The sequence below is a fragment of the Dyadobacter sp. Leaf189 genome (assembly GCF_001424405.1).
Lineage (GTDB): Bacteria > Bacteroidota > Bacteroidia > Cytophagales > Spirosomataceae > Dyadobacter.
In genome coordinates this window covers 253741-276693 of the sequence record NZ_LMPS01000001.1, presented here as the reverse complement: position 1 = coordinate 276693, position 22953 = coordinate 253741, and the positions used below count along the sequence as shown (strand labels likewise).

21 protein-coding genes and 2 tRNA genes are annotated in these 22953 nt (G+C 44.2%); 10 read left to right on the top strand and 13 right to left on the bottom strand.

Annotation, left to right across the window (positions count from 1 at the left end):
* Positions 1-24: 24 nt before the first annotated feature.
* Positions 25-1917 (top strand): amidophosphoribosyltransferase, encoded by a 1893-nt coding sequence (locus ASG33_RS01275; protein WP_056279494.1) that lies wholly within the window; start codon positions 25-27, stop codon positions 1915-1917.
* Between the two features lie 102 nt (positions 1918-2019).
* A complete protein-coding gene (locus tag ASG33_RS01270; RefSeq protein WP_229238525.1) occupies positions 2020-2535 on the top strand; it encodes a DUF6265 family protein in 516 nt (171 codons plus the stop codon).
* A gap of 53 nt (positions 2536-2588) precedes the next feature.
* Here ASG33_RS01270 and ASG33_RS01265 read toward each other — a convergent pair whose 3' ends face one another.
* The 7 genes from ASG33_RS01265 to ASG33_RS01230 form a co-directional block, all read right to left on the bottom strand.
* Positions 2589-3035, bottom strand: coding sequence for a DMT family transporter (locus ASG33_RS01265; protein WP_056283106.1), 447 nt, complete (start codon positions 3033-3035; stop codon positions 2589-2591).
* 38 nt (positions 3036-3073) lie between these two features.
* The gene (nuoK, locus tag ASG33_RS01260) at positions 3074-3385 is read right to left on the bottom strand and encodes an NADH-quinone oxidoreductase subunit NuoK (RefSeq protein WP_056279492.1); all 312 of its coding nucleotides are present in this window, start codon (positions 3383-3385) and stop codon (positions 3074-3076) included.
* Positions 3382-3903, bottom strand: a complete 522-nt coding sequence (locus ASG33_RS01255; RefSeq protein WP_056279490.1) for an NADH-quinone oxidoreductase subunit J — start codon at positions 3901-3903, stop codon at positions 3382-3384. Before ASG33_RS01255 ends, nuoK begins: the two co-directional genes overlap by 4 nt.
* Positions 3904-4455: 552 nt before the next feature.
* Positions 4456-5414, bottom strand: a 959-nt coding sequence (locus ASG33_RS01245; RefSeq protein ID WP_229238603.1) for a 4Fe-4S binding protein, incomplete at its 3' end; no start/stop codon positions are given.
* Positions 5415-5691: 277 nt separating this feature from the next.
* Entirely contained in the window at positions 5692-6936 is a 1245-nt protein-coding gene (locus tag ASG33_RS01240; protein WP_056279484.1) for a glycosyltransferase family 4 protein, read from the bottom strand.
* Between the two features lie 3 nt (positions 6937-6939).
* A complete protein-coding gene (locus ASG33_RS01235) occupies positions 6940-8649 on the bottom strand; it encodes an alginate lyase family protein (RefSeq protein ID WP_162242717.1) in 1710 nt (569 codons plus the stop codon).
* A gap of 188 nt (positions 8650-8837) precedes the next feature.
* Positions 8838-10940 carry a bi-domain-containing oxidoreductase gene (locus ASG33_RS01230; RefSeq protein ID WP_056279480.1) on the bottom strand — a complete coding sequence of 701 codons (2103 nt, stop codon included), beginning with the start codon at positions 10938-10940 and terminating at the stop codon, positions 8838-8840.
* 70 nt (positions 10941-11010) lie between these two features.
* Between ASG33_RS01230 and ASG33_RS01225 the strand changes: the two genes are divergently transcribed.
* Positions 11011-12168 (top strand): Gfo/Idh/MocA family protein, encoded by a 1158-nt coding sequence (locus ASG33_RS01225; protein ID WP_056279478.1) that lies wholly within the window; start codon positions 11011-11013, stop codon positions 12166-12168.
* An 11-nt stretch (positions 12169-12179) separates the two neighbouring features.
* The gene (locus tag ASG33_RS01220; protein ID WP_229238524.1) at positions 12180-13085 is read left to right on the top strand and encodes a sugar phosphate isomerase/epimerase; all 906 of its coding nucleotides are present in this window, start codon (positions 12180-12182) and stop codon (positions 13083-13085) included.
* Between the two features lie 170 nt (positions 13086-13255).
* On the opposite strand, the gene ASG33_RS01215 is transcribed toward ASG33_RS01220, so the two are convergent.
* From ASG33_RS01215 to ubiE, 4 genes are all read right to left on the bottom strand, one after another.
* On the bottom strand, positions 13256-14305 hold the full coding sequence (locus tag ASG33_RS01215; RefSeq protein WP_056279475.1) for an acyltransferase: 1050 nt from the start codon (positions 14303-14305) through the stop codon (positions 13256-13258).
* Positions 14306-14568: 263 nt separating this feature from the next.
* Positions 14569-14643: transfer RNA gene (locus ASG33_RS01210), tRNA-Val, on the bottom strand.
* A gap of 107 nt (positions 14644-14750) precedes the next feature.
* Positions 14751-15485: a porin family protein gene (locus ASG33_RS01205; protein ID WP_056279473.1), complete on the bottom strand. Its 735-nt coding sequence runs from the start codon at positions 15483-15485 to the stop codon at positions 14751-14753.
* A complete protein-coding gene (gene ubiE / locus ASG33_RS01200; RefSeq protein WP_056279471.1) occupies positions 15434-16156 on the bottom strand; it encodes a bifunctional demethylmenaquinone methyltransferase/2-methoxy-6-polyprenyl-1,4-benzoquinol methylase UbiE in 723 nt (240 codons plus the stop codon). Before ubiE ends, ASG33_RS01205 begins: the two co-directional genes overlap by 52 nt.
* Positions 16157-16309: 153 nt before the next feature.
* On the opposite strand from ubiE, the gene ASG33_RS01195 reads away from it, so the two are divergent.
* The 3 genes from ASG33_RS01195 (at position 16310) to ASG33_RS01185 (ending at position 19837) form a co-directional block, all read left to right on the top strand.
* A complete protein-coding gene (locus tag ASG33_RS01195) occupies positions 16310-17125 on the top strand; it encodes a hypothetical protein (RefSeq protein ID WP_056279469.1) in 816 nt (271 codons plus the stop codon).
* The gene (locus ASG33_RS01190; RefSeq protein ID WP_056279467.1) at positions 17115-17687 is read left to right on the top strand and encodes a hypothetical protein; all 573 of its coding nucleotides are present in this window, start codon (positions 17115-17117) and stop codon (positions 17685-17687) included. The genes ASG33_RS01195 and ASG33_RS01190 overlap by 11 nt, the downstream gene beginning before the upstream one ends.
* A 95-nt stretch (positions 17688-17782) precedes the next feature.
* On the top strand, positions 17783-19837 hold the full coding sequence (locus tag ASG33_RS01185; RefSeq protein WP_056279465.1) for a M48 family metalloprotease: 2055 nt from the start codon (positions 17783-17785) through the stop codon (positions 19835-19837).
* Positions 19838-20281: 444 nt separating this feature from the next.
* On the opposite strand, the gene ASG33_RS01180 is transcribed toward ASG33_RS01185, so the two are convergent.
* Positions 20282-20349, bottom strand: a tRNA-Phe gene (locus ASG33_RS01180).
* Between the two features lie 155 nt (positions 20350-20504).
* On the opposite strand from ASG33_RS01180, the gene ASG33_RS01175 reads away from it, so the two are divergent.
* From ASG33_RS01175 to ASG33_RS01165, 3 genes are all read left to right on the top strand, one after another.
* The gene (locus ASG33_RS01175) at positions 20505-21776 is read left to right on the top strand and encodes a site-specific integrase (protein ID WP_056279463.1); all 1272 of its coding nucleotides are present in this window, start codon (positions 20505-20507) and stop codon (positions 21774-21776) included.
* A gap of 90 nt (positions 21777-21866) precedes the next feature.
* Positions 21867-22136, top strand: coding sequence for a helix-turn-helix domain-containing protein (locus ASG33_RS01170; protein WP_056279461.1), 270 nt, complete (start codon positions 21867-21869; stop codon positions 22134-22136).
* Positions 22123-22407 (top strand): hypothetical protein, encoded by a 285-nt coding sequence (locus ASG33_RS01165; RefSeq protein WP_157474510.1) that lies wholly within the window; start codon positions 22123-22125, stop codon positions 22405-22407. The genes ASG33_RS01170 and ASG33_RS01165 overlap by 14 nt, the downstream gene beginning before the upstream one ends.
* 238 nt (positions 22408-22645) lie before the next feature.
* Here ASG33_RS01165 and ASG33_RS25680 read toward each other — a convergent pair whose 3' ends face one another.
* The gene (locus ASG33_RS25680; RefSeq protein WP_157474507.1) at positions 22646-22792 is read right to left on the bottom strand and encodes a hypothetical protein; all 147 of its coding nucleotides are present in this window, start codon (positions 22790-22792) and stop codon (positions 22646-22648) included.
* Positions 22793-22953: the final 161 nt, after the last annotated feature.

Below are 22953 nucleotides of genomic sequence, written 5' to 3'. Positions count from 1 at the left end.
TATTTGTAAAGCATTCCTCTTCCTATGAGCGACGCCATTAAGCATGAGTGCGGCATAGCACTTATCCGTCTTAGAAAGCCCTATCAATACTACATCGACAAATACGAAACGCCCCTGTACGCCGTACACAAGCTTTCGGTGATGATGGAAAAACAGGTAAACCGGGGACAAGACGGAGCCGGAGTAGCCAACATTAAAATCGAAGTACCGCCCGGGAAAAGATACATTAGCAGATACAGATCCGTAGAACCTCAGCCACTTACGGATATTTTCTCCAAAATCCACAAGAAATTTCGCAAAGGTCTTAAGAATCACAGAGACCGCTCCATGGATGCCAAATGGCTTCAGGAGAATCTTGCATTTACCGGAGAAGTGTGGCTGGGACATCTTCGTTACGGTACGCACGGTACCAATGAGGTTGAAAACTGTCACCCGATGCTTCGTCAAAGCAACTGGAGAAGCCGCAACCTCGTGATGGCCGGGAACTTCAACATGACAAATGTTGACGAGCTTTTTGGAAAACTGGTCTCACTTGGCCAGCATCCGAAAGAAAAAGTGGACACCGTTACCGTAATGGAGAAAATAGGACATTTTCTGGATGAAGAAAACCAGCGCGTGTTCGAAAGGTTCAAAGGAATCTATGAAAATCCGACACTTTCCGATGTAATAGAAGACAACATAGATCTGCAGCGCGTATTATATCGCTCGTGCCGCGATTTCGACGGAGGTTATGCGATGTGCGGATTGACAGGCTATGGCGCATCATTCGTGATCCGCGATCCTGCCGGTATCCGTCCCGCATTCTATTATGCTGATGATGAAGTTGTTGTTGTAGCCTCCGAAAAGCAGGCTATTAAAGCTGCCTTCAATGTAGACTACGATCAGATTACCGAAATCACACCGGGATCTGCATTAATTATTGACAAAAACGGAGAGTACAATGAATTCCCGATCCTGCCACGTCTGGAAAAACGGTCGTGCAGCTTTGAGCGGATTTATTTCTCAAGAGGAACCGATCCGAATATTTATTACGAGCGCAAGCAGCTTGGTAAATTGCTGATACCGCAAATATTGAAGGAGATCAATTATGATCTTGAAAACACCATTTTCTCCTACATTCCCAACACCGCCGAAACTGCATTCCTCGGAATGATTGAAGGTTTGGAAGAATATCTTGCGAAAAAACGCAAGCAGGCGATCATGGAGGGAATTCTTTTTGAAGAAGACCTGGAAAAAGTACTCTCATTCCGTCCGAGGATCGAGAAGCTGGTAACAAAAGATGTAAAATCAAGAACTTTCATTACCGCCGACGCACTGAGAGACGATATGGTATCCAGCGTTTACGATACCACATTTGAGGTAGTTCGTAAGAATGTGGACACGGTTGTGATCATAGACGACTCCATTGTACGTGGAACAACATTGGAAAAGAGCATATTAACCATGCTTGACCGTTTGAAACCAAAGAAAATAGTAGTCGCATCCTCAGCACCGCAGATCCGTTTCCCTGATTGTTACGGAATCGATATGTCGAAAATGAAAGACTTTGTCGCATTCCGTGCCGTTCTCAAACTGTTGGAAGAAAGAGATCTCGAATATCTTCTGGAAGATGTTTACACACGGAGTGTAACTTCCATTGCGACTAAAAATCCATATCACACCAACTTTGTAAAAGCACTTTACGAGCCTTTTACAGACGAGGAAATATCTCAGAAAATCGCCGAAAGCATTCGTCCGAAAGATTTGAATGCAGAGCTTTCAGTAGTTTTCCAAACAGTTGAAAACCTGCACAAAGCCTGCCCTGATCACCTGGGAGACTGGTACTTTACCGGAAACTACCCAACCCAAGGCGGTAATAAGGTGGTAAACAAAGCATTTGCCAATTCTTACGAAGGAAAGCTGGAAAGAGCATATTAATTCATAAACACATTACTAATAAGCCGCTTTGGAAACAAGGCGGCTTATTTTTTTTAAACGCCGCATTCGCCTAAATTGCCTGCTAAAATAAACCTGTAACCAATGATGAATTTCAACCTGACCAGATCTGTAAAGATCTTCTCTTTTCTAATTGCGCTCTCGCTCGTGAGCACATTCTCCAAAGCACAAACAACCACAGGAACCTTAAACGACATTGCTTTTCTTGAAGGTCACTGGCTTGGTACTTACAATGGCGGACCCATCGAAGCTTCATGGACAGCCCCTGCCGGCAACAACATTATGGGCTATATCCGTATGATCAAGGATGATAAGCCTGCTTTGTACGAAGTATTTGCATTTGAACAAGGCGATAAAGGGCCGATTGCGAGAGTGAAGCATTTCAAACCCGGTCTGATTGCACTGGAAGAGAAGAATGTGTCGGACACCTACAACTTTATCGAAGCAAAAAAGAACCAGGCTTTGTTTGAGAAAGATGACGTTTCTGTAAGGATCATTTACGAAAGACGTTCACAAAATCAGCTGGTAATCCAGAGAGGAAAAATGGAGAACAATAAATGGGAGTTTGTTGACCTTTTTGTTTTCAACCGCATTCCATAAATAGCTTTACAGCTATAAAAAAGGTGATAGTTGCCCCGCAGCTGTCACCTTTTTTAGTTTTTGATGATCAGGTAAACGCCCGCAACGAGTAAAACTGCTCCCAGTATCCTGGGCATTGAAATCTGGTGAACAACGAAGCCCTGCAAACCAAAGTGATCGATTGTCATTACCGCCGCCATTTGCCCGGCTACCACAAGGCAGATCATATTTGCGGAACCAATATGACGAATGATCATAATCACCGTCAATACATAAAAGGCACCCAGTACACCGCCCATAAATCGTGTCCATGGAACCTGTTTGATCTCGCTGAATGAAGGAACGGGGTTTTGATTGAAGCAGGCGTAGGCGATGAGCAGGACTACCAATCCTCCAAAAAATGAAATAATGGCCGCCAGGATCGGATTGTTGATAGACTCGCGCAACTGCACATTCACACCGGATTGTACCGCATTCGAAATGCCGATCAGGAATGCCAGGATCAGAAAAATCCAGTTCATTTTCGAGGTTTTGATAAACATATTATTAAGCAAGCGACCTATTGTTGCAGCTCATCCAGATCGTCGGGATCAACGGTTTTGTAATGACCGTACACGCGCAGAATGATTGCGAGTGCTACCGTTACCTCCGCAGCAGCAACTACCATGACGAACAATGCAAACAATTGTCCACTCAAACGCTCCCCATCGTACCGGCTGAATGCCACCAGATTAACATTAACTGCATTGAGCATTAACTCAATACCCAGGAGCATTCCGATAAAATGGCGCTTGGTAACAGCAATGCCCAGCCCGGCCGAGAACAGAATCGCACCTACGATCAGGTAATGGTAGATTGTGATGGAAGTCATTTGGCAGGATTTCGGTTCATAGCGAGATATGCGGCGCCAACAAGCGCTACCAGCAGCAAAATAGCCGTAATTTCAAAAGGTAACAAATGGCTCGTCATCAATTCCACCCCGATAGTTTTAATCGTGGATCGGTTTTCGACAGCTTCGCCTGCCATTCTGAAGTTGGCCGAGAAGATAATCCTAAGTAAAACCAATCCACAGCCAACACCTGCAATTACTCCCGCAACTTTACGGGATATTGGTACCTCAACTCGGTTATGTCTGGTAGGATCACTGTTTTTGACAGCCTTTTGCGTGAGCATGATACCAAAGATCAGCAGCACCAGAATTCCTCCCACATAGATCATGATTTGCGAAACGCCCAGAAAATCTGCGCCTGCAAGAACAAACAATGCACCTACTCCGAGGAATGCCAGAAAAAGCGCAAATGCGCCGTAAATCAGGTTCTTCGAAAAAAGAATAAAGAGCGCGGCCAAAATCGCAATAAGGGAAAAGGCGTAAAATGCTGCTGCTTCCATGTTATTATTATATAAAAATCACCAGCACCTACTCTTTTGGCGGCTTAGGTTTCATTGTTGGTCTGAATGCAGGCTTCGCTGGTGCCGGAGCTCCCGCAGGCGTTTCCGAAACCGGCTTTTCCACATTTTCGTCCGCAACAACCTTCGGCTTCATGGTTGGTTTAAATGCAGGTTTCGCTGGTACCGGAGCTTCTGCAGGCGTTTCAGAAACCGGCTTTTCCACATTTTCGTCAGCAACAGCCTTCGGCTTCATGGTTGGTTTAAATGCANTTCGCTGGTACCGGAGCTTCTGCAGGCGTTTCAGAAACCGGCTTTTCCACATTTTCGTCAGCAACAGCCTTCGGCTTCATGGTTGGTTTAAATGCAGGTTTCGCTGGCGCCGGAGCTTCCGCGGGTGTTTCAGAAACCGGCTTTTCTACTTTTTCGTCAGCAACAGCTTTTGGCTTCATTGTGGGTTTAAATGCAGGTTTCGCTGGTACCGGAGCTTCTGCAGGCGTTTCAGAAACCGGCTTTTCCACATTTTCGTCAGCAACAGCCTTCGGCTTCATGGTNGTTGGTTTAAATGCAGGTTTCGCTGGTACCGGAGCTTCTGCAGGCGTTTCAGAAACCGGCTTTTCCACATTTTCGTCAGCAACAGCCTTCGGCTTCATGGTTGGTTTAAATGCAGGCTTCGCTGGCGCCGGAGCTTCTGCGGGTGTTTCTGAAACTGGCTTCTCCACATTCTCGTCAGCAACAGCTTTTGGCTTCATTGTGGGTTTAAATGCAGGTTTCGCTGGTACCGGAGCTTCCGCAGGTGTTTCTGAGACCGGCTTTTCGCTGTTTTCCTGAGGAACTACTTTCGGCTTTAGTGTAGGACGAAAAGCAGGTTTTGGATCTGGTGTCGCTACGGGTTCAGCAGCAGGATTCTCCGTAGCTGTACTATTATCGACAGGCTTTTTAGGTTTGAAAACCGGCCGTGCTGGCTTCGACTCTTTCGCATTCTCAGCTGCTTCTGCCGGCTTCTCTTCAACTTGTGGTTTAGGCTTGATCGTAGGTTTGAATGCAGGACGTGGTGCTGTGGGCTCTGTTGGCTGTTTTGCCTCCACCGGTTTGGCAGCTTTTGCAGCTTCTTTTTCCTTTTGAAACTGTTCCAAAAGCGCACGTTTCTCGTCGGCCTGCTCAGGTGTGAGATTGGAATAATTGTAAACCATATCCCGCACATCAAACTCACTGTAATCAAACGTTTTGGTCATCGTAAGACACTCCGTAGGGCAAACCGTTGTACAAAGGCCGCAATAGCAACATTTGGCCATATCAATGTCAAACTTAGCCGCATACAGTCGGATCGGCGAACCGTCGGAAGCGCGCCCAACCTCTTCCACAGCCCGGATAGGCTCAATTTCAATGCAATCGACCGGGCACACTTTCACACATTTATCACAGACAATGCAATCGTCTATTTCATTGTGAAGCCGGTACCGCCCATTGTCAGGAATTGGAATGGTTTCAAGAGGATACTGAATGGTGACCATCCCGTCATTCTGACTATAAAAATCATCAGAACGGATATCAACCAGCTTTCTCCTGTTTCTCGCCCCCCACAAATGCCGCAGCGTCAGCCGCAATCCCGTCATTGTGGTTGTAATTCCTTCTGATATATTTTTAAAGTAAGTCGACAAGTCGTTTTTGATTTTGGGATTCTACCCTATTGCAAAGATAGAGTAAGTGAATGAAAACAGACCTTTATACAACTTGCTGATTACGATTTCGGTTCACTCATTTGAATGTAAAAATCGCCAATTCAGCCATTTAACTATCATTCGCTTCAATCAATTTTTGAATAAGGGAGAGGTATTTGTCAGCCAGTTGCGTTCTGTCGAAATGCTGTCTGGCATATAAATAACCATTGTTTCCCTGTTGCTCAGCAAGTTCCGGGTTTTTAAGATAAAACCGCACCTTTGCTGCAAGATCTTCCGGACACTCGGGTTCAACAAATGTGCCCGCATCGGCCTGCTCAACCAATTCCCTTGATATTCCGTCAATACCAATCAGCACCGTTTTTTTGCAAGAAAAGTAATCGAAGGTTTTGTTACTATAAACAGTCTTGAAAATTTCCGCACGCTTTAATACAGACAAGCCTGCATCTGCCGCCAGAATGTATTCAAATACCTTCTCTTTTGAAACTTGAGAAACAAAAGTCACATTCTTCAAACTTCTTCTTGCAACCTCATTCATCAGCATCTGCTTTTCAGCGCCGTCGCCTATCAGCAGGAAATGCGCGTGGGTATCGGTAAGCAACTCTGCCGCATCTATGAGCTGCATCAGCGCATTTGCAACGCCGTGTGCGCCTACATAAATCAGCACAAAAGCATCTTTGAGCCCCAACTTTTGCCTGAATGCAACATTGTCAAAGTTTGAATTAATCTTCTCCGACAATGAAAAGTCGGCTGCATTTGGAATAAAGCAAATTCTCTCCCTTTCTACATTCTTTTGATTGATTAACACCTCCCGGAATGCAGGAGTAAGTACATTGATTATTTTAGCCCTCTTATATAAGAATTGCTCAAAAGCATAAGAAACCTTGATCAAGCGCTTGCTCGTAAGAAGTCCGGCGCCTATCGCCGATTCAGGCCACAAATCTCTGATCTCCAAAATGAATGAAATCCTTTTTAATCGAGCCAGCAGCCAGCCCGAAAAACCAATGAAGAGCGGCGGAGAAGTTACCAAAACTGCATCATACCTCTCTCTCGCGTAGAAAATGCCGCCAAAAATTGCTGAGAAGACAAAGGAGAAGTATCCTATTAACCTGCCAGAGAAGCCGGAATGGTACTTTTCAGAAACAAAACAACGAATTACCCGCACGCCAACCGCATTGGTAGTATCAGTAAACCACCTCTCTCCCGCCGCATTTTCTGAGTTCATATAATGCACATTTCCCGCAAGTACCGTCACCTGGTGGCCCTGCCCGATCCATATCCTGCTCATTTCATTCCACCTTGACCCGCCCCCTTCATTGTCTCTGAGAAAGAACTGGTGTATCAACAAGATATGCATACTTTATAAGCTAATGTGCGAGATTTCTGTTCGGATGTAGCTGCCGCTAAATGGAAAAACCAGCGCAATGCATTCTGTTTTGCTGCCGTAATATTCGGAGAAGTAGCCGGGTAGCTTTTCGGGAACAATGCACTTGCTTTCGTGATCAATCGCAGTAATCCGGTAATTTTCGAAAAATGTATTGTCCGGATGCCAATGCTGTTTTAATACCCTATTGTCGGGTACGTTTTCAAGCCAGTCTTCAACAATCCAATGCAGCCTGCCGATCGCCTTTGACACCCGCCTACGGTGGATAACAGGTTTTTCCAGAAAAGTAAATCCTGTGAATTGTCCTTCCAAAACAGCCTCTTCATCACAACAGAAAGCCGATCCATTTGCATCCCGCACCCAATGAGACCATGTAAATCCCGGACCTTTCTGCATTTGATCACATTCCCCAAGCGTAACCGTATTATGCGAAGCGGAGCCCGCGAAATAGCCCGCCCAGTTTGCTTCCGTATTGTAAGAGTAACTCCCGGCATCACGAAGAATGTTCCTCCCTCCAACCCAAATGTCAAGATGAAGGTTGTCAGCCTGAAATGGGCGGTTCCGATAAGCAGCACAGCGAAGTAAAGTAACAGTTTGATCGTCGCGGACTACATAATAACCTCCAACTTTGAAGTCTTTCACACCAGGAGATATAACAGAGGAAGATTTGTGCTCCGCTTTCGGCCGAACAATGCCAAACCAATGTGCCTCTTCATCCCAGCTGCCACTGCCGTATTGATCGGGCATATTTAAAAGTGCTGCCAATGCATGTAACTGCGGACGGAAATCGCGAAAATGGCATTCGGTTAATGGAAAAAACAGGGCACCGTCGTTGTTACCCAGATTAGCCAGTTGTCCACTTTTTTCATCCTGACACATTTGGAGAAACGCAACAGTTTTCCGGGCTTTCCGGTAAGTTTCATTATTAAATCGATCGCTATTCAACTCCCCTAAATGCAACGCCCAGGTCAGCAGTTGTACTGCTACGCGGTGGTAGTTCATTGAAAACTGAATGTAAGTCCCGTCTTCAAAAATCTGAGAGGCAATTTCAGCTTCAAATTCCCTTTTACCTTGCCGCCGCCAGGTATTGCTTTCCGGGAAAAAGGGAAACAGTAAACCAACAGAATACAATGCGACTGCCTCGGTAAGTGTGTGATTATTGTGCAGAATAACCCGCGAATACTTGAAATGGGTGGATACGCGCCGCATTTGGGCGTAGATACTAGAAATGATCTTACTGAAAATAGCCGGAGTCAACGCTGGCGAATGCTGGTAGTAATGCAGCGCAAAGATCCAGTTGAGCACGCGTAGTGAAATTTCCTGACTACAAACCCAGTGCGGGCCGCGGTTAACAGGATTATGATCAATCCAATCTTCCATGCAGGAGAAAACCTGATCCGACTGGCTTACTGCGGAGTAAAAATCAAAGCGGATCAAGTCGTATAAAAAGCTGAATCTCGCCTTTTCCCAAACATATTTGATATCTCCGGCTGCGGGAGACAAGGTTGCAATTCCCGTCCAATGCTGATTTTTCGGGTACCTGAACCGAGTCTTGGGATTGGTATGCCAATCATCTACTCTGATCCATTCATTAGAGAAAAATAGCTGCTTCCCCTGCGCAATTCTGTTTACTCTTTCTTTTAAGATCCGATGGTGTGTATGCGGCATTTCAGCTTTAACCGGCACAAAAAAGCGCACATTTGATCGCCGCCAATCTACCAGAGAGATAGAGGACTCCAGTACGTATTGATCAGGAAAACGCCACCGCAAAATTTTTAACTTACGGCAAATTTCGTAGATAGTACGAAAAGCTACGTAGCTAAACCCCATTTCTAGGAGAAAATGCTTATAGTGAAGAAAGTTGCGTAGTATTTTCATCTTACTTCAATCCAATGGCCAGTTTTCAAGCTCTCCACTGCTGCAAATGTGGCCCGCGTCGTATTCACAACTTCTGCTATGCTGATTTCGGCTAGATTTATGTTTTTTTTATCCTGGCTGAATTGCGAAAATTGCCGTTTATGGCCTTTGTCCTTACCTACACTCAGCTTATTGAAATTTTTAAAACCATAACCAACCAGGAATTTGAAATCATCGAGTACTAACGTGCAACCGCCGGAAAATACTTCCACCCGCTCCTTCTGATACTTACTGCTGCCGTTAGAAAAATAGTTAACTACTCCTGCCGATCCATTCAGATACCCGAGCAGAATGCTTACATTTTCATCAGCCTGCCCCGTCTGGTTTCGCATGGCATTACTGCATACAGCCGTCACGCGACTCTGTGTAAGACAAGTAACCAGATCAATAAAATGGCAGGCTTCTCCCAGTATTCTTCCGCCACCAATTGCCGGATCTTTCAACCAGGAGTCAGCAGGCAGGCTGCCTGCATTTACCGTGACGGTCACATTCATCTGAGCACCCGCCAGCAATTCGCGCATTTTGCTTACATACGGCGAGTACCGGCGGTTAAATCCGATGGAAAGTTGCATTCGCGCGTTGTGCTGCGCTTCAATAATCCCGTCGAGCTCTTCCGGGTAAATAGTTAGTGGCTTTTCAACAAATACCTGTTTACCTGCTTCTAATGCTTCTATGACCAGTTTTCCATGCTGATTATGCCGGGTTGCAATAATCACCAGATCGATTTCGGGATCATCTAAAATCTGATGGTAGTCTGATACCGGACGAGCGATTTTATATTGCCTGGCCAGATTATAAGCGTTAAGCCCACCAGCACTTGCAATGTATTTAACGGCCGCTCCTTTTAGATTGGGCAAGAGCGTCATTCTGACGAAATTGCCCGCACCGATTATGCCGATGATGGGAATGGAAGATTTGCATTTGAAAGTTTTCAGATCTCCCTGTCGCCCCTCAGTTGTGCGAGTGGGATAATTGATAAGTGTAGCCACATTTCCTTTCTCCTCCTGATTGTAAAAAGCCGGAGTCTCCTGCAACGCGATCGTCGCCGAAATCAATGATTTTACTTCTAATCTTCCCTCTTGCAAGAGTTGCAGTACCGCTTGAAAATTCCTGTTTTCAGTCCAGCGGACATAGGGAAAAGGGTAATCAATGCCTTCTTCTTCATACATCTGATCATAACGGCCAGGTCCGTAAGAGCAGGAAACCTGAAAGCTCAACTCTTTTTTGTAAAACTCACTTCTTTCCAGATCCAGCCCGGCTGTGCCTACCAGTACAATCCTGCCCCTTTTCCGCGCAATGCGCGCTGCCTCGCTGATAATGAAGCCAGACTTTCCCGCTGTTGCAATGATGATACCATCCGCGCCGTGCCCCTCATTCAATGCAGACAAACCTGATTCAGGATCTGCAAGGCTATTGTCAAAAACCTTAAAACCCCGTTTCGCCGCAAGCTCCCGCCTTCGCTGATCCGGCTCAATGCAGATAACCTGACAACCATTGATCCGCAGCAGCTCCGCTGTAAGTAAGCCGATCAACCCAAGGCCCATAACAACGATTGTCTCACCTAATGTCGGCGCCAGGAGTCGGATTGACTGCAGACCCACAGCAGCCAGAACCGTGAATGCAGCCTCTTCATCAGATACATTCGCGGGAATTCTGGCGACCAGGTTTACCGGCACACATACCACCTCGGCATGGCAGCCGTTACTTACAACCCGGTCGCCTATACAAAATCCCTCAACACCCGCACCTACTGCAATCACTTCGCCCGCCTGCGCATAGCCGAGCGGTATCAGCTGGCTGAGTTGATTTGAGATCAGCGAGATTGCATTGGTAATGCCTTCTGATTTGATTTTGGCCAAGGCCAGTCTGAATTTCCCGGGCTCACGCATTGCTTTTGACAACAAACCGGCCTTGCCGAAACTGACAAGCATTTTTTCAGTACCTGCCGAAACAAGGCTTTTTCGCGTCCTGATCAGCACGCATCCTTTGCGGACAAGCGGCGCGGGGACTTCGTGAAGCATTACTTTACCCGTGCGCAGGTGAAGCGCAAGTTGTTTCATCGTGTATAGTGTGTTAATTATTACCTAAATTTCAGCCTCACATTTAATTCGTAAACAGACCTTTTTAGCAATGACAAGAGCGCTCAATATCGGTATTATTGGTTATAAGTTCATGGGCCGGGCACACAGCAACGCGTGGCTCAAAGCCCCTCAGTTTTTTGACATTTCCGTGAAACCTATCCTCAAAGCTGCATGCGGAAGAAACCAGCCGTCGGTTACGGAATTTGCAGAGAAATGGGGCTGGGAAGAGACTGAGACGGATTGGAAGAAGCTGATCGAGCGCGACGACATTGATATTATTGACATTGCATTGCCTCAAAACCTCCACTACGAAATTGCACTTGCCGCAGCCAGGGCAGGCAAACACATATTTTGCGAAAAGCCCCTTTCAATGAGCAGCCGGCAAGCCGAAGAAATGCTGAAAGCGTGCGAAGACAACAAAGTTGTGCATTATCTCAACCACAATTACAGACGCGTACCCGCAGTAGCGCAAGCAAAGAAAATGATTGAAGCCGGTAAAATCGGGCGGATTTTTCACTGGCGGTGCTGCTATCAGCAGGACTGGATCGTAGACCCGAATTTTCCATTAACCTGGCAGCTGCAAAAAGAAATCGCGCAGGCTGGACCGCAATGGGACCTTAACTCGCATGCAGTAGACCTGGCGCATTTCCTCGTAGGTGATATCACTTCGGTTTCCTGCCTTACAGCCAATTTCATCAAAGAACGGCCGCTTGCAAATGAAGGAACATCTGGTAACCTGTCGGCAGAAGCCAATGCAACTGAAAAGGGAGAGGTAACAGTAGAAGACGCCGCTTTGATGATGGTAAGATTCAAAAATGGCGCTGTGGGCTCATTCGAGGCGACAAGACTGGCGACGGGGAGAAAAAATCGTTTGTCATTTGAAATCTATGGCAGCGAGGGAAGTCTTGTATTTGATTTGGAAAAAATGAATGAACTGCAATACTTCTCGCTTGCTGACGATGAAACTGCGCAAGGATTCCGGAACATACTTGTAACCGAATCTGCACATCCCTATGTAGGTAACTGGTGGCCTGCGGGGCATATTATTGGCTACGAACATGCATTTGTACACGCAGTAGTCGATTTCCTGAAAGCTGTGGACGAAAAAACTGAGATTAAGCCCGACTTCTCCGATGGGTTGAAAATTATGCGGGTATTGGAAGCGGGAATTCAGTCGGCGGAAATGGGTCAGCAAGTTCATCTATAAAATTTCTGAACATGAATGGGTACAAACAAAGCATTTCAATTTCGGCTAAATGCATTCTTCTGATTGCATTGCTGACGAGTTCGGCGTATGCCCAAAAGAGCATTTACAGGAAAGACAACCTGATTGCCTGGTGCATTGTACCATTTGACAGCAAAAATCGCGGCCCTGTCGAGCGATCAGAAATGCTCAATAAACTTGGCATTACAATGCTCGCTTACGATTGGCGGGAGAAGCATATTCCAGAATTTGATAAGGAAATAGAGTCGCTGAAAAGCCACCATATCAAATTGCAGGCATTCTGGCTGTATTCAGGTCCGGACCCGGAAAACGATAAGACTTTGCCGATCATTCTGGAAGTGCTGAAAAGGCATCAGGTCAAAACAGAAATCTGGTGCATGATTGCGGGCATCAAGGATCTGGATAAAATGTCGCAGCAAGAAAAGATCGAGGCTCATGCGAAGCCACTTGCCTATATAGCCGACAAAGCGGCGGAGATTGGCTGCAAAGTGGGCGTGTATAACCACGGAGGCTGGTACGGAGATCCCGAAAATCAGCTACAATTGATCAGGTATGTCAATAAACCGAACATCGGGATTGTTTACAACTTCCACCACGCAGAAGCTGATCTGGAAACATTTCCAACCTTTTACCCCAGGATACTGCCGCATTTACTGGCAATTAACCTGGCGGGCTTAAAAACAGGTAACCCGGTGAAAGTAGTACCTGTTGGCCAGGGCGACGCGGAGCTGGAAATGATGCAGATCATCAGGGAAAGCAGCTACAACGGTCCGATAGGCATTATCAACGAAGAATTCGCCCCGGATGCAGAAGACGGATTGAAGGTGAATATAGAAGGACTGAAAAAGCTATTAGGTGAGCTTGGCGATCAGGAAGGTTTGAAAAGCTACCGTAAGTAGAAGCTGGGTGGCTGGATCACTGGTTTGCGAAGACCTATGAAAAAGAGCAGCCGATTGTTTTCAGAGTGATTAATAACTCGGCAACTTACAATGTGTTTTTCGGCTGTAAGCCCGGGATTGTGCCTCAGGTGATTAATTTTTCCAAGAATTCACTGCTTGTCGGTATGAGTTTACACCTTTGCAACGTATACCTCTGCTGGTATAGCTGACTCTACCAGCTCCTGCTCCGGGCTCATAGATTTCCCTTTTTGATATTTAATGCGTTGAGACGCTTCTTTACAAGGCTTTTCAATTACTCTGAAATAAATATAAGCGACATAGATCGATAGCAGGAGTGCTGCAACAACCGCAGCACTCCTGAGTAGTTCATTATCCACAAAGCGCTGTGTGAGATTAACAACCCTTAAACCGATTGGGAAATGAAGTAAATAAAGCGAATAAGAAATGTTGCCGAAAAAAGAGCTGAGTAAGGACGGGCGAAGTGGTGCTAAAATTAGGATCGATGTAGATAGGATTACCAGCACTTCGAGGTAGCTATATCTGTAAAAGCCAAATGCAATCAGTACTGCAATGCAAGTCGCAAAGTTTTTCAGTGTCAGCTTGTCAACAAGTAAACGGTAGATTACAATACCGGTACTGAAAAACACGGAAAAGTTAAAAAGGTAGTTTCTGTCAAAATAAAACGATAAGCAATTGAATAGGATTAATGTAGTAATCCAAACCACGGGTATCCGGCTGCTGATCAATGGAAAGATCAATGCAATGACAATGTAATACTGAAACTCGATAGCCAGCGTCCAGAAAACCGGATTAAGCCAATCTTTGCCGATAAAGGCATTCAAATAACCGAGATGGGCGAATAGTTGTGCATAGTCGATTGAAAATGCTTTCCCAACATAAAAGGACGTTGCGGTAGTCAGGTAATTTAGAAATACTGCCAGCAGAACGCAAATCAGATAAGGCGGCTCGATCCTGATAATTCGCTTTTTCAGGAAAGTCCAGGCCTGGCTAAAAGTATAAGAGGCTTTCGCCATGGAATACGGAATCACAAGCCCGGATATGATAAAGAAGATTTCTACGCCGTAATGACCGTGTTTGAAAAGCGTCTTTAACACATTGGTGTCAGACAAAAAATCGGTTTTATCTGTAAAGTGAAAAAGGCATACGGAAAGCGCTGCCAGACCTCTCAGATAGTCTAACGAGTGTAGATATTTATGCATACATTATTGTTGATGGAGGTTCTTTTTTCAAAGTTATCAAATAAGTTGAATATCAGTTACAAAACCTATTACTACATAAAAGTCCAGGTGATTGTACAAGTGAAATGCAGGTGGGGCTGACCTGACTTTGAGGTTTCAGGATGTGGAGAGAGAGAGAAGAAGTAATCGGGCGAATTACCAAAGCGGAGATGTGGCCCTGATGTTGCAAATGCAGAAATCAAGACACAAAAAAAGGCGCTATTGCTAGCGCCTTTTTGTAATCGTGGGAGTTGAGGGATTCGAACCCCCGACCCTCTGCTTGTAAGGCAGATGCTCTGAACCAACTGAGCTAAACTCCCTTTTTCCCGTCGTTTGGGAGTGCAAATATGTGCGACTAAATCTAGGTCTGCAAACTTTTTTAGAAAAAAAATTAAAAAAATTTACAAGCAACTGAAAATCAATATACCTACTCAAAGTTCAAATAAAGCGTGACTGTGTGAGTTGACATCTTGCTGATCCCCGATCCCACAGAATTTTTTGAAGGCTGTAACATATTCGTCAATCCATGCGAGAAACGGAGTTCCGGGGCGAATTTGAAGAACTCAAAGAACTGCTCATAACCCACTCCATAATCAATCGAGAAGTCAGTGGATTTTGTATCCAGCTTTGCCGAGCCGCCTCCGCGATTTCTTTTGACATTGGTTTCAACTCCAAAAGTCACCCCCGCGAGCATATACATGCGTGAGTTTACCCTGCGAAGTGATTTGTATTTCAAAAGCAATGGGACTTCTATCCAGGTTGATTCGCGCTTTTCTACTCTGTCTGCTGCATTTGGATAACTGAACTTAACCTGTCGCTCATACAAAGAGACCGATGGAGTTGTACGAAGGTCAAAATGATCTGTCAGAAACGCATTAACGGTGAACCCCATGCGGAAGGATGCCTGCGTAGGCGACTGGATGACAAATGCAGAATCTTTTTGCAAAAAATCATCATTGTGCCTGATATTAAAGCGGGTGAACGGCACGGCAAACAAAATACCATAGTGAATGGGCTTATCGTCGTAATATTCCAGGTGCTTTCGCCTGTATCCAATACCCTGCGCCATGCAGTCCTGCGCCGCTATCAGCAGCACGAGCATTCCTAATATTACTTTTGCCCGATGTAAATTGAACAAATCCCGAAGGTAAGTGATATGCATTTGGTATTAGTAAAACCTGCTTTTCTATAAATTTCCAGGAAAGCTTCTCCGTCGGGAAACGCCTGAACCGATTCGGGCAGATATGTGTAAGCCGAACTATCCTTTGAGACGGTCTTTCCTATGATTGGTAATATGTATTTGAAATAAAAATTATAAAACTGCTTAAAAGGAAAGCTGCGCGGTTTGGAAAACTCTACTACCACACAATTTCCTCCCGGCTTCATCACGCGGTTCATTTCTGTCAACCCGGCCAGCAAATTCTGAAAATTGCGTACTCCAAACGAAACGATAATGGCGTCGAAATAATTGTTTTCAAAAGCCAAACTTTCCGAGTCGCCTTTCTGCAGTGTAATCACATTCTGCTTACCGAGTTTAGCAATTTTTTCGCGCCCCACGGCGAGCATCCCTTCCGAGATATCCACCCCGATGATACGCTCAGGATTCAGCGAAAGAGCTTCAATGGCGAAGTCGCCGGTGCCGGTAGCAATGTCCAGTATCACTTTTGGCTGCTGTTTTCTCAACAGCTTAATCGCCCTTTTTCTCCAATATATATCCACGCCCGCACTCAGTACGTGGTTAAGCAAATCGTATTTCGGCGAGATGTTGTCGAACATTTCGGCAACCTGCTCTCTTTTGCTGCCCTCCTTGTCCTTGTAAGGTACTACACTCATTTTCTTTTCTGATAAATGCAACTATGAACAAAACTAACAGATAATTACGGTTTCGCGTTGACGAACGGGCTGTATTTACGGTAACTGGCTGACGAAAAGCGTAAACCGACGTCTAAATGGGGACGGCGTTTTTCCACTTTCAAAACCATTTCTATGCGGCATTTATATCTAATCCTGGCTTTATGCTTTCAGCAGCTGGCTGCTTACGCGCAAAAACCTTTACACCCCTACTCTACCAATGGAATAAGCGGAAGGAAAAGTTACGATAGAAAGCAGAAAAACGACATTTTCATTGGGGTAAGCGGCGGACTTACGCAGTTTTTCGGCGAGCTGAATGGGCAGGATATGCGAAGTGTGCTGGGTGTCCACATCGGAAAAGCATTCACCAAAGAATTTTCTGTTGAAATGGATTTTAGTGCGGGAAAAGTTGGTGGGGAACAATCGGAGTTTTTCAACTCATATTTTGTCAATGAATATAACGCGATCGAACTCCTGGCTAAATGGGATATTACAGAGCAGTTCAGCACCTTTGAGCCCGGATCGTTGCATTTAATTGTCTACGGCGGCATTGGGCAGCTGTATTTCAGCGCCAATGCATTTGACCTGGATAGTGGAGATTTGCTACGGTTTACCAACAGCAAGCTGAGTGCCCGGAATCCGTTATTTCTACGCTGGGGGCCAGCCAGCGGACCTATGGGCATTAAAAAGACACGGGAAGGTATGCTGCCGCTGGGCACTTCTTTGGAATTTGCATTGTTTCCTGCATTGAAAATAAGCGCCGATTACCGTTTTTATTTTGTGAGAACAGACAAAATGGACGCCACATCGGGACGGAGGCTGATCAATCCGGAGGAAAGCGAGTCTTACAGCGACACGCCGGATGATAAATTCAGTTTTCTGGGAATTTCACTTACTTACCACTTCGGCAAACCGGGTAAAAAGAAGCAACGCATTAAAAATGGCAATTAACTACAAGCTATATCCCTCTATTCTTAATTGTTTTGACCGCTTTGAAAAAGGGCACCTCACTGAACAGGAGCTGATTAACAGAATCAACCGCGTTCCCGTGCCGCAAACGGAAGCACAGCGGAAAGGGGTTTCGTTTGAAGAAGCCGTGATCAAAGGAACAGACGAGGAAATGTTTGACGCTGAGATACTTTCCCAGGTGCGCGCATTGCTTCCCAGACCTATGCTCCGCACCCAATTTTACTGCGAGTACCAGCTGAACAATGTGCTGCTTTACGGGTATGTGGATGTTTTGGGCAAGATGTTTGCGGCTGATATTAAAACTACAAGCAACTACAAACCAGGCCAGTACGGACAAAACCACCAGAACTTTTACCTGCCTGCATTACGCGCCAAAGGAGTACGCAGCCTGCGCTACATCATCACCGACTTCAAGCAGGTTTACCAGGAAGAATACGATCACGCGCTCGATCTTTCATTGCAAGAAATGCAGGTAAAATCATTTTGTGAATTCCTGGAAGCGCACCGGGAGGCGGTTACTGATAAGCGAATTTTGGGAGGTTGAACAAAATACGGTTGAGTATCAATAGTAAAAAGCGCACTTTTTTTCATTTGGAGACTAAACTAATATTTTACCGATTATAACCTCTCTCTACAAACATGAAGCAGATATCCGTATCAGAGGATTTCAAAAAAATGACAATTAAAGCTGTTGGTGCTATTCTACTTTTTATCATCACCTATTTCGTTCTTATTTGTTTTGCGATAACGTTAACACTTCTTTGTGGACTTGCCGGATATGCATTGGTATCTTCCGGCTTTCATGGATACACGGTTATGCTAGCCATCGGCTTGGTAAGTATGGGTATCCTGATCCTTATCTTTCTGGTAAAATTTATCTTTAAAAAACACAAGACAGACCTTACGCATCTCACCGAAATTACGAGAGATCAGGAACCTCAGTTGTTTTTGATGATCGAAGAAATTGTTAAGGAAGTGGATACCGACTTCCCAAAAAAGATTTACCTGTCAGCTGATGTAAATGCTGCCGTATTCTATGATTCAAGTTTTTGGAGTATGTTTTTGCCGGTTAGAAAAAACCTTCAAATCGGTCTTGGTCTTATAAACACGGTTTCTGTAATTGAGTTGCGTGCTATTCTTGCCCATGAGTTTGGCCACTTTTCTCAACGGACCATGAAAGTCGGAAGTTATGTTTATAATACGAATCAGGTCATTTACAATATGTTGTATGATAATGAATCTTACGACAATATGGCTCAGAAATGGGCAGAAAAAAGCACCTATTTCGCCATATTCGTAGCTATTGCTGTCAAAATTATCAGAGGCTTTCAATGGATTTTGCAAAAGGTATACAACATTGTCAACCTAAGCTACATGAGCCTTTCCCGGGAAATGGAATTTCATGCCGATGAAGTTGCTGCTAATGTGACCGGCTCTCGCCCCCTTATTACATCATTGCTGCGCATGGATCTTGCAGACCAATCATATCAAGCTGTTCTTCAACATTATCAGAGAAAAGTCAGCGATTTGGAGATGACGAATAATATATATCCGCAGCAAGCTTTTGTGATGAATTTCCTGGCTGAGAAAAGCCAATTGCCCATTGAAAACAATCTTCCTCAGGTCAGCTTGGCCCATCTTAACAGGTATAACAAGTCAAAACTGGTAATTACAAATCAATGGGCGTCACACCCAAGTACGGAAGACAGGGTTAAACAACTGGAAAGATTAAACCTTAAAACTCTTCAAAATGATACTAAACCAGCTTCTGAGATTTTCCGAAATATTGAAGTTTTAGAAAGTAAACTAACCGAAAAAATATTTTCTCCAGAAGAATATAATTCACCAGCAACAATCCAGTCGAAAGAACAATTTATTCACGACTTTATAAAAGAGCATCAGAAAAATTCTTTTAGCGAAATATATAATTCTTATTTCAACAGTAAAAACCCAACACCTATTGACCTTCTGAGTAATGAAGAAGTCAAACACGAATTGGTACCAGCTTTAGGTGATTTATTTGGGAATGATATAGTAGAATATGTTTATGAATTTACAAGCCTGGAAAGTGATATTAACCTGATCAGACAGATTTCGGAAGGAAATTATTCGATTAAATCGTTTGATTATGATGGCACAAAATATACGCTTTCTGAATGTCAGGAATTGATAGAAAGACTGGAAAAGAAATCGCAGGAAATGCGACTCACAATCTCCCGAAATGATAAATATATATATAACTACTTTTTAAAATTAGCTGACAATCAAGGTAGTCACGAGGAGTTAAATTCACTATACCGAACATTCTTTCAAATCGATGCTGCATTAGATAACCGTTTTCAAGTGTATGGAAAAATGGTTAATGCCACTAACTTCATGTTTCAGACTACCGCTTTCGAAACGATAAAAGAGAATCTGAAAATAGTCCAGGAAGTTGAAGTAGAATTTAAAAAGGACGTTAGATCAATGCTTGAAGAAGATATTTTTCAGCACAACCTGACTGATGAAATTCGGGCGATCCTCAAAAGTTATTCGGATGGGAATTATACATATTTTTACGATCAGACATATAAATCGGATGAAGTGGAGGTTCTGTTTTCCGTCATCAGTAACTACCAATCTGCGCTACTAGAATCCCATTTCGATGCAAAAAAGCGTTTAATGGATTTTCAGGCGTCACTAATAGTGATGTGATGCATTTTCCATCCCATTCTCGATTGAGGCTGATCTAACCAAATCCTGTCTTCTTCTAAGCATCCTGACACAATCTTACCCGCCGAAGTTTCCGAATATCTTGCATGTAACATTTAACAGATTGTGCATCTGAGAACTTTACGGTCCTCTACAACATTAACTCTGTCCCAGCTGAGTTGGTAACATATGTGGTAATGCGCACAATCTCTTCGTCGATTCAATACAATCGCGGTGCAGGCAGACCTGTCTTGGAGGAGGATGATTTTAAGTTCATGTACGGGCGGGTTGTGTTTGCAGTTTAATATCTGTATCAAAAGTAAATCACGAAAAAAGCAGAACGAAATGCGCCCGTGATCCGGACAAAACATTACTAAACTTCAAACCCTGTATCAATCGCATATTAACAAAAAAGCCGCTGCGATTGCTCGTAGCGGCTTTAAGTTGTGGTGATGGACGGAATCGAACCGCCGACACAAGGATTTTCAGTCCTTTGCTCACCCTAACAGCAAATCGCAGACAGAAATATAATCATCTCATAATGAGCGATATAAAGTGACCTTGGTTTGATGTGAATTCATCTGTATTCATATGAAACCGCGTTTTGTTTACCAATAGTTTACGATATAATTTCCTATATTTGTAAGCGAACCGGTTAGACAAAAAATCTATGGCAACGATTAAAGCGGTCATTAAGCCCGACAAAAAGAAGGATGGCACTTACCCAATCTGTATCCGAATAACCAAGGATAGAAAGACAAATTACGAACCGGTTGGTTACAGCGCCACATCAGAACAATGGGATGCTGCCCAGGGACTTGTTCGCAAAAATTATCCTAATTCCGTGCGCCTTAATGCTCTTATAGCCAAGCGGATATCTGAGCTAAGAGAAAAAGCCATTGAACTAGAAACAGATAAGCAAGAAGTTACAGCAAATTTCATCAAGAAGAGTACCAAAAAAGCAAAGGCCGCCACTTTCTTCATTCAGGCCGAATTATACCTTACTGGCCTGAAAAACGCAGGAAAGTACAACCAGTATACAGCGGACAAGCCAAGGGTAAAACATTTCAAAGAATATCTCAAAAGGGATGTTCCATTCCAGGAAATCGAGGTTTCAACGCTTGAAGGCTTTAAAACATATGTAAAGAACACTTTGAAGCTTTCTGAAAGATCAGCAATGAATCACCTGTCAATGGTGCGCTCGGTATTCAGCTTTGCGCGAAAGGACAAGATCATTAAAGCTGAGCACTCTCCGTTCGGTAAGGGAAAAATGATTATCAAATTTCCGGAATCAGGAAAGATCGGTTTGAATGTGGACGAGATTAAAAGACTGGAAACCGTCACGCTGCCTGACCGCCCAAACCACTGCCGTAACTTATGGCTTTTCTCATTTTATTTCGCAGGTATGCGTGTTTCAGACGTGCTAAGACTACGTTGGAACGACTTTCAGGACGGACGGCTATTCTACGTGATGGGCAAGAATGACAAGGCGGGAACTTTGAAAGTCCCTGAGAGAGCAAGTAAAATCCTCGAACAATATCTTCCTTTCAAGACCAGCAATAATGATTTCGTATTCCCTGAATTGAAAGGTGTCGATACAAATGACCAGTTTGTCTTTAAAAGGACTATTGCTTTTAAAACAAGCGCTATTGATAAGTGCCTGAAAAAGGATGTTGCCCCCGTTGCCAAAATTGATAAAACGTTGACAATGCACATAGCCCGTCACTCATTTGCAACGGAAGCTGGCGATAAAGTGAATATCCAAATGCTGCAAAAGCTTTATCGGCATGCAAGCATCGTAACAACGGTGGGATATCAATCTGCATTTATCAATAAGGACGCAGATGATGCCTTGGACGCCGTGTTAAATCCCGGCAAGGCTAAGGCAAATAAGAAGAAAGCGTCTGCGAGCAAAGCCATTAAAACTGAGAAAGCATCCTAGCCTATATATTTTGATCAAATAGCGCTGTTTTCAAATTACGGCAGCTTTTTCTAACTTGTTTGATTACGTAACCAGAAATAACTCAAATAAATGGAAGTTATCTGTATCAATGATACAGCGTTTTACGCACTCATTGAAAAAGTTGTTGAACGCGTCCTGTCAAAGCAATCGAGTGTGCCCGATAAATGGATATCAGGCAGCGAGGCAATGCAGAAGCTTCGGATCACATCTAAAACCACCCTTCAGAAACTCAGGGACGAAGGTAGTATTCGATTTACCCAACCCGAGAAGAAGATTATTCTTTACGATGCTGATTCAATTGAACAATATCTAAACCGCCACTCACGTGACACATTCTAGTATGGAAGAAGAAGATCCAACAGCAGAGTACATTAAAGGATTTAACCAGGGATACTTTATATCCAAAGTTGAACCCGAATTGGCGGCAGCGATCATAGCCGCCAAACCCGACGACATATCAAATAGCTACGTTAAAGCACTGATTGACGGCCAAAAACAGTATGAGCTGGAACAGCAGCTTGTGCGTGATGAATTGAAGGAATGGGAGGAAAAGATGAGGATCACTCCAAAGCTGGATGATAAAAACCGTCAAACGGACCACGAACTGTGACAACAGTAAGCATTCTCACTTTGCTTGCGCGACTTGTTAGGTCAACACAAAGGTAGTCAACGCTTCATTATTGTAAAGGGCTGCGCAAGTTCCTCGTGCCTCGAAACCCTTGACAAAAATTCCACTTATTCCTGTTATGGTATTGATAAAACAAGCCGATAAAATATTATTTAGTTTTACGCAAATAAGAAGGCAGATGATCTGGCAGAAAAATCAAATTATGACCCCGGGATCGAATTCATAGCGACTTCAATATCCTTTCGTAGTCCTTTTTTACCTCCTCATCCATAGCTTCTAGCTTTCTCAACTCTTTAAGGAATTCCAGCTTTATCTCTTCCGGGAGCTTCATGTAAGCTTTTACCAGTTTTAGAGCCGCGTCGGTCATTGGGAATATTTTTTAGTGCAAATATATAGTCGCTATTATTTTTTACTTTTTGCAGGTCAAGTAATTCATCCTCTTCATCAACGAACCTCTCCGGCATTTCAAGATACCTGTGTTGCAATTTTAAAATCCTTTCTATTTTGGACGCACTAAGCTGTGCTTAG